We start from the raw sequence: 13,670 nt of genomic DNA on the forward strand, positions 1-13,670 counted from the left end.
TTAAAGATGATGAATGTTGTATCATTCAACTCTAATAATAGGATAGTATAAATTAAAAAATAACGGCAAGTGGTTTTTGCTAAACATTTTTTTTGTGAATGATTTGTTTTTTAATCAGACTTCTTGCTGTTATCACTTTTGCTAATAATTCTTTCCTTCAAATCCTAAAAAACTTATCTTTGCCTTCTTAAAAAAAACATATGGATCTTTCTGAAATCAAAAACTTAAAAAATCTTGATGCAAATAACTTTTTTCTTCTGGCTGGCCCCTGTGCAATTGAAGGAGAAGAGATGGCATTACGTATTGCAGAAAAAGTAGTTACTATTACTTCTAAACTTAAAATTCCTTATGTTTTTAAAGGATCATTTAAAAAGGCTAACCGTAGCCGTATTGATAGCTTTACAGGGATAGGTAATGAGAAAGCATTAAAGATTTTACGTAAAGTTGGAGAAACTTTTGAAATTCCAACGGTTACTGATATTCATGAAAATGAAGATGCAGTTCTTGCAGCCGAGTATGTAGACATTTTACAAATTCCGGCTTTTTTGGTACGCCAAACAGATCTTGTAGTGGCTGCTGCAAAAACAGGAAAAACAGTTAATCTAAAGAAAGGACAATTTATGAGTCCTGAAGCTATGCAACATGCAGTAAAAAAGGTGAAGGATAGTGGCAATAACAATGCAATGATCACAGATCGTGGAACTATGTTTGGTTATCAGGATATGATTGTTGATTTCAGAGGAATCCCAACGATGAAACAATATGGTACTACTGTACTTGATGTAACACATTCATTACAACAACCTAATCAATCTAGTGGCGTAACCGGAGGAAGACCTGATATGATAGAAACTATTGCACGTGCAGGAATAGTGACTGGAGTAGATGGTTTATTTATGGAAACACACTTTGATCCTGCTAATGCCAAAAGTGATGGAGCCAATATGTTACATCTTGATCACCTAGAAAAGCTATTGAGCAATTTGGTTGCCATTAGACAAACGGTTAATCAGTTATAAATTTTTCATTTCTAAAAACATAAGCCTCTTTAAGTACTTCGATAAGTACCTGATCATCGATATCATCTATGCTTTGGTATCGAAGAGATTTTACATATTTTCTTTTATCAGACTCTAGCTTCTCCTGGTGTTTGGTAAAATACTGTGCGCTCCAAAATCCTACATCTACATAACCTTTGGTTACATTAAGATAACAGATCGGACTTTTGTCCACGTAATAAAAAGGAACTCTCCATTTAAACAGCAACTCAACCTTTGGTAATGTCGTTTCAATAATCACCTGTAGATGAAGTACTATAGATTTAAAAGGCTCTGGTTGTCTTAAAATATATTCTTCTGCTGGATTCATACCATAAATATACTTCTTAATTATTCATGGAGAGCAAAAGTATTACCTCTTGATTCTCTTGAATACGGGCATGATCTAATGCCGTATTTCCTCTAACATCTCTGGTGTCTATATCTGCATTATTTTTCACTAACTCTTTTACAATTTCTGCATGACCAAATGTAGCTGCATAAATAAGAGCAGTTGCATCATTATAATTTTTCAGATTAACATTTGCCTTATATTCAATAAGTAATTGCACCATATTTTCATACCCTTTAAAGCACGCACCCATCAGTGCTGTATTCCCTGCACTATCTTGTATATCAGGATCAGCTCCTTGATTTAACAAAAAATGAGCTGTATCTATTTGTCCATAGTAAATAGCCAATATAAGAGGACTATACCCATTATGGTTGACAATATTAATTCCCGACTTATTTGTTTCTAATATTTCAGCAATTGCATTTACATTTCCCTCTCTACTATATTCAAATATTTGTTCTTGTCCATATACCTCTATTCCTAATATTATGAAATAATATATCGTTATTTTTTTTATCATTGTTTATCATTTAAAAACGCTTTTAATCCTAAAATCAATAATATTATAATAAGCCCGAAACGTTCTTGAATAATGTGGTGTTTGTCATTATTTAGTGCCATTTTTCGTTTCGGGCTTATTATAATACTAGAAAAACATAAATACAATTCCTTAACCTTACTAATCATCTTTAACATAATCAAAAAGTACTAAAGAATTCATTTTTTAGATTAATTACTTTCCAAATTGCATAAAATCTTTTTGACTAAACCCAAGAGCTTTAGCTATTCGCATACCAAAACCTCTATCCGACCTATAGAAATAGGCAATCATTTTTTTTTGAATATGAATATCTTTTACCTGCCCTAAATCTCCTTTAAGATTCCTAATTAGATTCGTTTTATCTTTTTCAGATAAACTCCTGTAAAAACTACCTGGTTGGGCAAAATCATTGGTTTTGGAAATCTTTTTTTGTGTGATTTTTATATTATTTAGCTTAGTTTCGGATAATTTATAGCTAGAATTTTCCTTTAACGCAACTTTTGTACTAGGCTGGTAATTGATATCTGCATTTGGAAATTTGGAATTAGAAGCACTAGAATAACTATCAGAATTATAATTTACCACCTCTTTTTTAGGTTGGTTTACTTTAATTTGTTGATTATTAGCCCCCAATCTATGACGTTGGGTATCAAAATAGGAAAACAACCGCCCTTGCAAAAGTTTATCCTCTGAAGGCTCTATACCCGGGATGAGATTTCCTGGTGACATCGCAATGGATTCTACTTCTTGAAAATAATTAACAGGATTTTTATTTAATGTCATCGTTCCTATTTTTATTTTCTCAATCTTATCTGCCGGCCAATCTTTTGTAGCATCTAAAGGCCAGAAATCAAAACTATCTATATCTTTTGGTTTTATTAATTGAACATACAAATCCCATTGAGGGTAATTTTTATTATCAATATCCATTCGAAGACTAACTGTCGCATGTTGCCAATCCATGGATTGTTGTTTTGCTGCTTGTTCTAAATCCAAATTATGTTCTCCTTGTTTACTAATCCAAGAATATTTGACATAAGTAACTTCTCCATTTTCATTTACCCATTTAAACCCATGAACACTACTTCCGTTCATATACTGATATCCTTTAGGGATACCCAAATCCGTATATAGTCTGGTAATCATATGAGTGGCTTCGGGTACATTAGAAAAAAAATCAAAAAAACGATTGGGATCCTGTTTGTTTGTAACCGGTGAAGGTTTTAATGAATGTACCATATCAGGAAATTTTATTGCATCTCTGATAAAAAATATCGGAAGGTTATTTCCGACAATATCATAATTCCCTTGTTGCGTATAGAATTTTACCGCAAAACCTCTAGGATCTCTTGCAGTTTCTGGAGAACCTTTACCGTGTATAACAGTAGAAAAACGTACAGCTAGGTCGGTACGTTTATTATTCCCATTAAACAAAACTGCTTTTGTATAAGACGACATGTCCTTAGTACTTTCAAAATATCCAAATGCTCCTGCTCCTCTTGCATGAACAACACGTTCTGGAATTCGCTCCCTATCAAATGCCGCTAATTTCTCGATTAGATGTATGTCCTCTAACAATACAGGACCATACTCTCCTACTGTCTTTGAATTTTGGTTGTCCCCGATTGGAGCACCCCCATTAGTTGTCATAATTTGTTGCCCATAAAGAGTTGGCCACATACCAATGACAATTGCAATTAATACAATCTTTTTCATGTGTGAAATTTATTTAAGTTAATAACAAATACAAAGTACGCCGGTTACTCATCATTAATCAAATTAATAATATAAATGACTATATTTATATTATTAATAATCAAATCTTCTATGACACTTCAACAATTAAAATATATAGTTGCATTAGATCTTAAAAGACATTACACTAAAGCGGCAGAATTGTGCTTTGTAACTCAGCCTACGTTAACAATTCAGGTAAAAAAATTAGAAGATGAGATTGGCACGGTTATATTTGATCGTAATACAACTCCTCTTACTCCAACTCCTATTGGAGAAATTTTAATTGCCAAAGCAAAAAGTACACTCCGAGAAGCCAATGAATTTCAAGAACTTGCGTATGACAATACATCTAGTATTTCGGGACAGTATACACTTGGTATTATACCAACAATCGCCCCCAATTTGCTTCCTTTATTCTTAGAGAGTTTCTTAAAAAGCAATCCGAAAATCAAATTGGTAATAAAAGAAATGCAAACCGATTTTATTATTGATGCTTTACATAACGGCACCTTAGATATTGGGATTGTTTCAACCCCTTTAGAGGATAAGACGATACGTGAAATAAATTTATATCAGGAACCATTTCTGGTGTATTGTAATGATAAAAATACTTTTGGCACATCAGAAATTGTAAAACAAGATGACCTTACTCCTGATGATCTTCTTATTTTAGAGGAGGGGCATTGTTTTAGAAATCAGGTTCTTAATATATGTCAAGACAATGATAAAAATAAAAACAAAGCTTTTTTATTTGAAAGCGGTTCGATACAAACAATAAAAAACCTAGTCAAAGCAGGTTTAGGATATACCTTGGTTCCTCAATTATCAGTAGTAGAAGACTTAGAGAATAATCATATAAAATACTTTGAAAACCCAAAACCTACTAGGGAAATAAGTATAGTGGTAAACAAAAATTTCGCCAAAGAAAAGCTAATCGAGAACTTACTTTTTGAAATAAAAAAAAATATCCCAAAACAAGTTAAAGAGATAGATAATTATATTAAAGTCAGGTGGAAATAAAAGATATAAAACTGTTTTCAACCAATGAATTAATATCATGTATACTATTAATAGGTTTTATTAAATATAATTTTAAAGAGCAACCTATTAATCAAAAATATAACACCCAGTAAAATTAAATTTGCACAATTCAATATTTTAATTTTACTTTGTATTTCAAAGTACTTTTTAATATGAGCACAGAAGAATACTTAAAAGACATCACCGAGATCAAGGATATGATGAACAAATCATCTCGTTTTTTCTCGCTTAGTGGTTTATCAGGAATAATGGCTGGTATCTACGCACTAATTGGTGCAGCTATTGCGTATTACCTAGTTAGTATTAGCGGAAGAAATTATCTTATTCTTGATGGTGAAATTTTCAATTACATCCTGCTAGACCTGATTGCAGTTGCACTTCTAAGTATTATTACAGCCATCATCCTGAGTATCACAAAAGCTAAAAAAAATAATGAAACCTTATGGAATAGTGCTTCAAAAAGATTGCTTACTGCTTTTTTAATCCCTTTAATCACTGGAGGCATATACATTATTATAAAAATATCCAGTCACCACTATGGTCTTACTGGTTCGTTAATGCTTATTTTTTATGGTCTTGCTCTGGTAAATGCCTCAAAATATACCATTGGTAACGTAAAATATTTGGGATATATAGAAATTGTATTAGGTTTGGTCTGTGCGCTCTACCCAGGATATGGTTTTTGGTTTTGGGTGCTTGGATTTGGTGTAATGCACATTATATATGGAAGCTTGATATACTTTAATGAGAATTCAAATTCGAAATCTGCATAGACAAAATATTAAATCTGATACGATACATTAGTTTTGATCTATACCTGAGTATTATCAAATAAGCCTGAATATAAAATTTGAAAAGTCTCTTCCCTTATGGGAATAAAGAATGAAAAATATAATTAACAATATAAACAAAGCTTTTGATCATCGAATTCGATTAGGAATTATGTCGATTTTGATTGTAAACGAATATGCTGATTTTAAAATGCTAAAAGAGCTTCTGGGAGCTACCGATGGTAATCTGGCAAGTCACACCAAAGCTTTAGAAAAAGACGAATATATTATGGTCGAGAAATCATTTATAGGCAGAAAGCCTAATACAAGGTACAGTGTTACCAAAAAAGGTCGAGAAGCCTTTAAAAAACATGTAGAAGCTATTGAAAAATTACTAAAACAATAACTATATTTTTTTATCATTTTACTTTGAATTTCAAAGTACTTTTAACACCACAATGAGAGCATATATATTAGAGACAATTTATGAATTAAGTAAAAAACCGTATCAGAAATGGTTTAAAAAACAACCATCCTGGGATATTTCGGCAAGAACACTTATTACGTATCCCAAAGGAAGCCTTGGGTTTCATTTAGGTTGCTTTTTGCTACAACATGACTTTAGTCCACAACCAAAATTAGAAAACCACGATGTGTTTCATGTCTTAACCAGTACAGGTATCTCTGTTCCAGAAGAAGTAGCCATGCAATACTATCTTTTAGGCAATGGTAAACGCAGCATATATCTAATCTCTGTCATTTTTATAGGAACCCTACTCTACCCGGATAAAATCAAACTTTTTAAAAAAGCATATCGAAAAGGCAAAGCTGCTTATTCTTTTCACCAATTGGATTACAAAAAACTTTTACATCAACCTGTACAAACCTTAAAAACCACATTTTTAATCTCATCATTATGAAAATCATACAACCTATTAACAAGAATGCTCTTACCGTAGCGACCATAAGCTTTCTTTTGGGAACTTTACTATTACTGTTTTTTCTAATTTCTCAATCTAGCATAGTTTTAGACATAGGTCTTTTCTACGTCATCATAGCATCGGTTCTTAATGTAATCGTCTTTGTAGGACTCATTACTAATGCAATTATCAACTACCAATACTACAAAGAGAATCTAACGACAATCATATTGGTTATTCTTAACATCCCAATTACTATTGGATATATCATCATTGTCGCCAACAACCCTTTCCCAACATATTTTTAATCTCATCATTATGAAAATAGAACACCCAATTAATAAAATTGCTATCACTTTAGCCTTAGTTAGTTTTCTAATCGGAACCTCTCTATTGTTACTTTATATATTCTTTAAATGGAGCACCCTTCTACATATAGGAATTAATTATGTTAGAATTGCTTTCCTTGTTAATTCATTTTTTTTGGCATTTCTAATTATTAATGCAATTTTCTTTTCAAAAGACACCAAAGAGAATCTAATCACAATTCTACTCTTTTTACTTAACATCCCCATTACCCTTTTATATATCCAAATCGTATAAATATTAATTATTATGAATATTATAGAAAAACAAATGCCATTCATAAAACTATTTGTGTTTTCAGTAACATTTAGTTTACTATTATTGGTAATCAGAGCCATAAAAACAGAATCTTCTTTTTATCTATTCCTGGTCTGGAATCTCTTTTTGGCATGTATACCTTATGCTATTACGATACTACTAAGCATACGCAAAACAAATCAATTCATTTTCTGGCTAGGTTTTATGATATGGTTGGTATTTCTACCTAATTTCCCATACATCTTAACCGATTTACAACATATTAGATTAAGCAATTTACAATCAGTATGGTTTGATGTTCTACTTATCCTATCCTTTGCCATCAATGGCCTGATCATTGGCTTTGTTTCTTTATGGATGATGCAGACATTGCTTCAGGAAAAATTTTCTAAAAAAATCACAAACCTCATCTCTTATTGCATTCTGCTATTGTGTGGTTTTGGGATATATCTGGGAAGAGTATTAAGATGGAATAGTTGGGATATACTTCAAAATCCATCAGGGATTTTATCAGATATCCTAAAAAGAATCCTATTCCCTACCCAACATATTAACACCTGGGCATTTACGATAGGTTTTGGTGGTTTTCTAATCATCACATATCGAATGATTCAATATTATCAAGAAAAAAATAATTAAAAAAATACAATCACTATAAATATTATATCTATGGAAACCCAAAAACAAAAAAAGTCCTTTGGTCAATGGTTAAAGACCTCTATTACCGTTCGAATGCTAATGGTTGGAATACTAATATTAGTATTATTAATCCCTTTGTCTTACATTAAAGATTTAATACGAGAACGTTCCTATAGACAAGAAGAAGTCGTTAAGGAGATTAATCAAAAATGGGGGAATGAAGTCCTGCTATACGGTCCGATTCTTAAAATCCCTTATCAGGTACATACCTTAAAAAAAACCTGGGATGACAAAACAAAATCGTATAACGAAGAAGATATTATTACGATAAAACATGCCTTTTTCTTTCCCAACACATTAGATATAAAAGCCAATATCGAGTCTGAAACTTTAGGAAGAAGTATCTATGAGTCTGTAGTATATACTGCCGATATGAAAATAACAGGTTCTTTTACTACTCCTAATTTCGAAACGCAGGATATAGCAGCAGCAGATATTTTATGGAATAAAGCTACCGTACAGGTGAACTCAACAAACTTAAAAGGGATACGAAGTAACCTGGAACTAAAACTAGGAACAGACCAATATCCTTTACGATCTCGTTATGCACAAAACTCATATACAAATACTCTCGAAACTAAGTTTTTAAAAGAAAACTCTTTACCAAAAGAGGGTACTATCGATTTTAGCCTGGATCTCCTGATTAACGGGAGTGAACAGTTACGATTTATTCCTGTAGGTCGTGAGACCAATGTATCTATGACATCAAATTGGGCCTCCCCGAGTTTTAATGGTAATTATCTACCCAATACCAAGACCAAACAAATCTCTGATCAAGGTTTTAAAGCCAATTGGAAAGTATTACAAATTAACAGAGAATTTGAGCAGGAATTTTTTGGAGAACTACCACATATTAACGCTTCTGCCTTTGGTGTGAAATTACTGATTCCAGTAGATGAATATCAAAAAAGTGAACGCGCTGCCAAGTATGGATACCTTGTGATTGCCCTTACCTTTCTGGTATTCTTTTTAATCCAGGCAATTAGCAAAATTCATATTCATCCATTTCAATATTTAATGGTTGGATTAGCACTAACCATGTTTTATACATTATTGATTTCTATATCAGAACATTCTAGTTTCTTACAAGCATATGCCATCGCAGGTAGTGCGGTAGTTTTACTAATTTCTATGTATTCAAAAGCAATACTTAAAAGCTACAAATTTATGGGGTTTATAGCTGCTTCTTTGGCAGCATTATATGCATTCATATTTGTGATCATTCAATTAGAGAGTTATGCGTTATTAGTAGGAAGTATAGGTTTATTCCTAATTCTGGGAACTATAATGATGATATCCCGTAAAATTGATTGGAAAAACGATTAAATAAGACATACAAAATTAACTGGTTAGTTAGTTGATAAAAGTCGTGCTTCAGATTTTTGAAGTGCGGCTTTTTTATCTACTTTTAGTTCTTATAAAAAACCATATGAAAAAAACCATTTATATCTCTATCATAGCATGTACTACATTAAGTATGTTTTCGTGCAAAACAGATTCTAAAAACAATCAGAATCTGACTAAGGAGGTCACATTTACCAAAGAAGGTGAACTTTCTTTATTTGATCTAAAGGATTCAATCCCAAATCCAATAACCAAACTAGATATCGAAATTGCCGACTCTGACTATGAAAGAGAAACAGGTTTGATGTATCGCAAATCTATGCAGAAGGATCGGGGTATGTTATTTATATTTTCTGAAGAAGCTCCGCATTCGTTTTATATGAAAAACACAAAGTTCCCTTTAGATATTATATTTATAGATGCAAAAAATAAAGTAGTAAGTATCCAAAAAAACGCACAACCTCTTAATGAATCTTCATTACCATCTGAAGGACCAGCACAATATGTGTTAGAAGTTAATGCTAAACTTACTGACACCTGGAATCTTAAAGCTGGTGATTCTATTTCTTTCACCAAGATGTAAAAAAAACAATCAAACCTCACAGGTTTTCTAAACCTGTGAGGTTTGAAAATATACATAAACAAAAATCCTTTCTAATTGCTTAGAAAGGATTTTTATAATTATAACTTCAAAAGAGATTACTTCTTCTCTTCGGTTTCTTTTTCTTTAGTCTTTAAACCAACTTTACGCACGGTATCATACATTACCGGAGTTGCAATAAATAGTGACGAATAGGTACCTATAATCACACCAATAATTAACGAGAACATAAACCCTCTTAAAGGCACCGCGAATATAAAGATCGCAATCAGTACCAATAATGTAGTTAAAGATGTATTTAAAGTACGACTTAACGTACTATTTAAAGCTCCATTAACGTTTTTATCCAACGGTCTTCCAGTATGCTCGTTGAAGAATTCCCTAATTCTATCAAATACAACCACGGTATCATTTAACGAGTATCCAATTACGGTAAGTATAGCTGCAATAAACGCCTGATCAATTTCCATATTAAATGGCATAAATTTATAGGTTAGAGAGAATATCCCCAGTACTATCAATACATCATGGAATACCGCCGCAACTGCACCTAAACTAAATTGCCATCTTCTAAATCGTAATAAGATATATAGGAATACAACTATAAGAGATGCAAGTACAGACCAGAATGCAGCTTGTTGAATATCATCAGCAATTGTTGGCCCTACCTTCATAGAATGCATAATACCAACTTGCTTATCTTCACCTCCATTAACAAATTGATCATAGGTTAATCCATCAGTCAAATACGGTTTTAAAGCTGTAAATAACTTGTTTGAAATTTCTGCATCTACTTCTTCTCCTGTTTCATCAACTTTATACTTTGTCGTAATTTTTAGTTGATTATTTGTTCCATAGGTCTTTGCTTGTGCACTTTCAAATGCAGCAACAAGATCTTTCTCTACCACAGTAGGAACAACATCTTTTGCAAAACGAACAGTATATGTTCTTCCTCCTACAAAATCCACACCTTGATCCAGTCCATTGGTAAATAAAGAACCAATACCTGCTACGATAATAATACCAGAAATGATATAGGCAACTTTACGCTTCTTTAAGAAATTAATATTAACATTCTTAAATAAGTTTTTGGTTGCTCCCGTAGAAAAAGCTAGCTCTTTACCGTTTTTACCATAACCATCTATAAATAATCTGGTAACAAAAATCGCTGTAAACAATGAGGTCAAAATACCTATTAATAAGGTAGTCGCAAACCCTTTAATTGGTCCAGTACCAATAACTAATAAAATAAGACCCGTAAGACCTGTAGTAATGTTCGCATCAAGTATTGATGACAATGCATTACTAAATCCGTCTTTAATAGCATCTACCTGAGATTTACCTTTTGCCAGCTCTTCTCTAATTCGTTCAAATATTAACACGTTAGCATCCACCGACATACCAATCGTTAATACAATACCTGCAATACCAGGAAGTGTTAATACCGCTTTTAATCCTGCTAATACTCCAAAAATAAATAAGATATTAACCACCAAGGCCACATCTGCAAAAAGTCCTGCTTTACCATAGTAAAACACCATCCAGATCAGAATCAATACTAATGCTATTGCAAAAGACATGACACCACTATCAATAGCTTCTTGACCTAATGATGGCCCTACTACTTCACTTTGTATAATATCTGCAGAGGCTGGTAATTTACCTGCTCTTAATACATTTGCCAAATCCTGACCTTCTTCTATAGAAAAGTCTCCAGTGATTTCACTTCTTCCTCCGCTAATTGCTCCTGTTGTAACACCTGGAGCAGAATATACTATATCATCTAATACAACTGCTATCTGGCTACTTTGACTAAAAGCACGACCAGTCATTTCTTCCCATTTTTTAGCCCCTTTACCATCCATTTGCATGGTAACTGTTACTTTACCTAATTGGCTATATTCTTGTCTTGCATCTGTAATAACGCCACCACTTAGTTCTGGTTCATTATCTCTATTTCCTTTTATAGCATATAAATCTAAAAATTCAGAATCTTTTTCAGGTTTTCCCCAGGCAAACTTCACAAAACGTTGCTCTACCGGCAATAAAGCTTTTACCTTAGGGTCATTAAGATATGCCATAAATTGGTCTGCATTCTTCTTTTCTACAGTAGCCACTACAGGCCCACCTTGTCTTCCTTGTCCTACAATTAGATCAAACAATGGATTTACCTGTGCTTCAATATCTGTAGAATCTTCTGCATCTTCTAATAAGTTTTCGATAGCCGCATCAGCATCAGTTGTTGTAGAATCAACTTTTGCAGTATCCACTTGAGTAGAATCTACAACCGTTTCACTAGTTTCAGCAACTTTTTCCTTTATTTTATCTACACCTTCAAGATCTTCTTTAATTAAATTATTGGCAGCTATAAGATGATTAAAAACTTCTTCCATCTTATATACGTCCCAAAATTCTAATTGAGCTGTACTAGTTACCAAACTTTTTACTCTCTCTATATCTTTAGCACCAGGAAGTTCTACCAAAATACGACCAGATTCTCCTAAACGTTGGATATTAGGCTGGGTAACTCCAAACTTATCGATACGCTTACGCAATACTTCGAATGCTGATATTACAGACTCATCAATCTTACGTTTTAGAACAGGTTTAACTTGCTCATTAGTCATATCATAAGTGATATCATCACTTAGGTTTTTGTTGGCAAAAATATCTGGTGATGCTAATTTTGCATCTGGGATTTTTTCAAATTCGGTAAAGAAATCATCTATGTAATTATTTTGGCTATTTTTCTGCAACTCATCGGTAGCAAGCAAAGCTTGATTAAACGATGGGTCTTTAGATTTATTAGCAAGCCCACTTAAAATATCTTTTACAGAGATCTGTAGAATAACATTAATTCCTCCTTTAAGGTCAAGCCCTTTATTAAGTTCTTTATCCTTTGCATCATTATATGTAATACCTGCAAAAATTTCTTCTTTACCAATAGAATCTAAATAGTTACCTTCTGCCGTCTCTCTTAATTTCGAATAGTCTTTTACACTTTCGGGATATTTTTGCTGTGCAAAGGCTTCAGCTTCTTTCTCTTTTGTGTTGACCATGTATGTATATGACAATTGGTAAATACATACCAAGCCAAATAAAATAGCAAATACCCTAACAAGTCCTTTATTTTGCATTATTTATTTATTTTGGTCAAACCTGTTAAAACGAGTAATTATATAATATACTCAAGGCTTGACAATTATTTTTAATTATTTAATATTGTGTGATTAAGCTTTATCAAACTATTGACAAAAGCTCTATTTAAAATATGATTAGTTTTTAGGAATTTCTTAAAAGCTATGAATTCCAATCAAGAGATTGGTCCAGCTCTTACTTCTGGAATGTTATGCGAAGTATTATCTATTGCAATTGCAATATTTGTATTTACTTTTTGGGCTACCTTTATAAGCCTATCTATATAATCGGTATCTATTCCTTTAACAAAACTATACAAGTTAGAACCAGAATAGCCATCACGTTCATGTTTTACTTCTAAAACATACTTACCATTAAAGTCAGCATCAAAATCTGTACTTTTTTGGATCTCATAAACATCGAGATTATAGTCTTTAGAATTTTTATTTAAAGGAAACTGGTTGTTATCTTCATTTTGATCATAAAAAACATGATCAAGGGCTACATCTTGTGCTTCAGAAAGTATTCTTTTTATATAGTCTACATCTGCATCGCTGTAATAAGCAATTTTAAGCTTACCATTTTTTAATCCTTTTGATATTCTGGTGTATTCAACTCCAATGGATTGCAATTGTTTTTTTACACTTGTAATCGCATTTTCGGCTTCTAGAGAAGTAACATCATCATTAACAAACTCTAATACAATTTCCTGATTAGGTACAACAGTTTGTTGTTGAATAACAACAAGTAATGCTAATGCACTGATTAAAGTTCCGAAGTACCATTTCTTCTTCATTCGGCAAATATAAAAAAATTAAAACTGCATTTCTAAAGTCTTTAAATAAATATCTGTTGCAATCTTT

At 32.4% G+C, this 13,670-nt stretch carries 15 protein-coding genes; 10 read left to right on the forward strand and 5 right to left on the reverse strand.

Annotation, left to right across the window (positions count from 1 at the left end; translation table 11 throughout):
- Positions 1-200: 200 nt before the first annotated feature.
- Complete coding sequence (gene kdsA / locus DG435_RS20195) at positions 201-1,019, forward strand: 3-deoxy-8-phosphooctulonate synthase (RefSeq protein WP_106793626.1); 819 nt, start codon at positions 201-203, stop codon at positions 1,017-1,019.
- Here the strand turns inward: kdsA and DG435_RS20200 are convergent.
- From DG435_RS20200 to DG435_RS20215, 3 genes are all read right to left on the reverse strand, one after another.
- A complete protein-coding gene (locus tag DG435_RS20200) occupies positions 1,006-1,368 on the reverse strand; it encodes a DUF1801 domain-containing protein (protein WP_106793625.1) in 363 nt (120 codons plus the stop codon). The genes kdsA and DG435_RS20200 overlap by 14 nt on opposite strands.
- 16 nt (positions 1,369-1,384) lie before the next feature.
- Entirely contained in the window at positions 1,385-1,912 is a 528-nt protein-coding gene (locus DG435_RS20205; RefSeq protein WP_106793624.1) for an ankyrin repeat domain-containing protein, read from the reverse strand.
- Positions 1,913-2,125: 213 nt separating this feature from the next.
- On the reverse strand, positions 2,126-3,649 hold the full coding sequence (locus DG435_RS20215) for a catalase (RefSeq protein ID WP_106793623.1): 1,524 nt from the start codon (positions 3,647-3,649) through the stop codon (positions 2,126-2,128).
- Positions 3,650-3,724: 75 nt separating this feature from the next.
- On the opposite strand from DG435_RS20215, the gene DG435_RS20220 reads away from it, so the two are divergent.
- From DG435_RS20220 to DG435_RS20250, 9 genes are all read left to right on the forward strand, one after another.
- Positions 3,725-4,690, forward strand: coding sequence for a LysR substrate-binding domain-containing protein (locus DG435_RS20220; protein ID WP_108840662.1), 966 nt, complete (start codon positions 3,725-3,727; stop codon positions 4,688-4,690).
- Positions 4,691-4,863: 173 nt separating this feature from the next.
- The gene (locus DG435_RS20225) at positions 4,864-5,484 is read left to right on the forward strand and encodes a hypothetical protein (RefSeq protein WP_106794103.1); all 621 of its coding nucleotides are present in this window, start codon (positions 4,864-4,866) and stop codon (positions 5,482-5,484) included.
- A 109-nt stretch (positions 5,485-5,593) separates the two neighbouring features.
- Positions 5,594-5,887 (forward strand): transcriptional regulator, encoded by a 294-nt coding sequence (locus tag DG435_RS20230; protein WP_024768949.1) that lies wholly within the window; start codon positions 5,594-5,596, stop codon positions 5,885-5,887.
- 52 nt (positions 5,888-5,939) lie between these two features.
- Positions 5,940-6,401: a Coq4 family protein gene (locus DG435_RS20235; protein WP_106794102.1), complete on the forward strand. Its 462-nt coding sequence runs from the start codon at positions 5,940-5,942 to the stop codon at positions 6,399-6,401.
- Positions 6,398-6,709, forward strand: a complete 312-nt coding sequence (locus DG435_RS25705; protein ID WP_159025697.1) for a hypothetical protein — start codon at positions 6,398-6,400, stop codon at positions 6,707-6,709. Before DG435_RS20235 ends, DG435_RS25705 begins: the two co-directional genes overlap by 4 nt.
- Before the next feature lie 10 nt (positions 6,710-6,719).
- A complete protein-coding gene (locus DG435_RS25710) occupies positions 6,720-7,004 on the forward strand; it encodes a hypothetical protein (protein WP_106794101.1) in 285 nt (94 codons plus the stop codon).
- Positions 7,005-7,016: 12 nt separating this feature from the next.
- Complete coding sequence (locus DG435_RS20240) at positions 7,017-7,664, forward strand: DUF1361 domain-containing protein (protein WP_106794100.1); 648 nt, start codon at positions 7,017-7,019, stop codon at positions 7,662-7,664.
- 30 nt (positions 7,665-7,694) lie between these two features.
- Positions 7,695-9,050, forward strand: coding sequence for a cell envelope integrity protein CreD (creD, locus tag DG435_RS20245; RefSeq protein WP_106794099.1), 1,356 nt, complete (start codon positions 7,695-7,697; stop codon positions 9,048-9,050).
- Positions 9,051-9,153: 103 nt separating this feature from the next.
- On the forward strand, positions 9,154-9,651 hold the full coding sequence (locus tag DG435_RS20250; protein ID WP_106794098.1) for a DUF192 domain-containing protein: 498 nt from the start codon (positions 9,154-9,156) through the stop codon (positions 9,649-9,651).
- Positions 9,652-9,767: 116 nt separating this feature from the next.
- Here DG435_RS20250 and secDF read toward each other — a convergent pair whose 3' ends face one another.
- On the reverse strand, positions 9,768-12,806 hold the full coding sequence (secDF, locus tag DG435_RS20255; RefSeq protein ID WP_106794097.1) for a protein translocase subunit SecDF: 3,039 nt from the start codon (positions 12,804-12,806) through the stop codon (positions 9,768-9,770).
- Between the two features lie 176 nt (positions 12,807-12,982).
- Positions 12,983-13,603 (reverse strand): hypothetical protein, encoded by a 621-nt coding sequence (locus DG435_RS20260; protein ID WP_106794096.1) that lies wholly within the window; start codon positions 13,601-13,603, stop codon positions 12,983-12,985.
- Positions 13,604-13,670 lie beyond the last annotated feature (67 nt).

Origin of the sequence: Aquimarina sp. Aq78 (assembly GCF_900299525.1) — a bacterium.
Classification (GTDB): domain Bacteria; phylum Bacteroidota; class Bacteroidia; order Flavobacteriales; family Flavobacteriaceae; genus Aquimarina.

Bases quoted from the DNA above. Each gene is read 5' to 3' on its own strand.
- DG435_RS20225 (WP_106794103.1), top strand. From the start codon at position 4,864: ATGAGCACAGAAGAATACTTAAAAGACATCACCGAGATCAAGGATATG.
- DG435_RS20240 (WP_106794100.1), top strand. From the start codon at position 7,017: ATGAATATTATAGAAAAACAAATGCCATTCATAAAACTATTTGTGTTT.
- kdsA (WP_106793626.1), top strand. From the start codon at position 201: ATGGATCTTTCTGAAATCAAAAACTTAAAAAATCTTGATGCAAATAAC.
- DG435_RS20220 (WP_108840662.1), top strand. From the start codon at position 3,725: ATGACTATATTTATATTATTAATAATCAAATCTTCTATGACACTTCAA.
- DG435_RS20215 (WP_106793623.1), bottom strand. From the start codon at position 3,649: ATGAAAAAGATTGTATTAATTGCAATTGTCATTGGTATGTGGCCAACT.
- DG435_RS25705 (WP_159025697.1), top strand. From the start codon at position 6,398: ATGAAAATCATACAACCTATTAACAAGAATGCTCTTACCGTAGCGACC.
- creD (WP_106794099.1), top strand. From the start codon at position 7,695: ATGGAAACCCAAAAACAAAAAAAGTCCTTTGGTCAATGGTTAAAGACC.
- DG435_RS25710 (WP_106794101.1), top strand. From the start codon at position 6,720: ATGAAAATAGAACACCCAATTAATAAAATTGCTATCACTTTAGCCTTA.
- DG435_RS20200 (WP_106793625.1), bottom strand. From the start codon at position 1,368: ATGAATCCAGCAGAAGAATATATTTTAAGACAACCAGAGCCTTTTAAA.
- DG435_RS20250 (WP_106794098.1), top strand. From the start codon at position 9,154: ATGAAAAAAACCATTTATATCTCTATCATAGCATGTACTACATTAAGT.
- DG435_RS20260 (WP_106794096.1), bottom strand. From the start codon at position 13,603: ATGAAGAAGAAATGGTACTTCGGAACTTTAATCAGTGCATTAGCATTA.
- DG435_RS20205 (WP_106793624.1), bottom strand. From the start codon at position 1,912: ATGATAAAAAAAATAACGATATATTATTTCATAATATTAGGAATAGAG.
- secDF (WP_106794097.1), bottom strand. From the start codon at position 12,806: ATGCAAAATAAAGGACTTGTTAGGGTATTTGCTATTTTATTTGGCTTG.
- DG435_RS20230 (WP_024768949.1), top strand. From the start codon at position 5,594: ATGAAAAATATAATTAACAATATAAACAAAGCTTTTGATCATCGAATT.
- DG435_RS20235 (WP_106794102.1), top strand. From the start codon at position 5,940: ATGAGAGCATATATATTAGAGACAATTTATGAATTAAGTAAAAAACCG.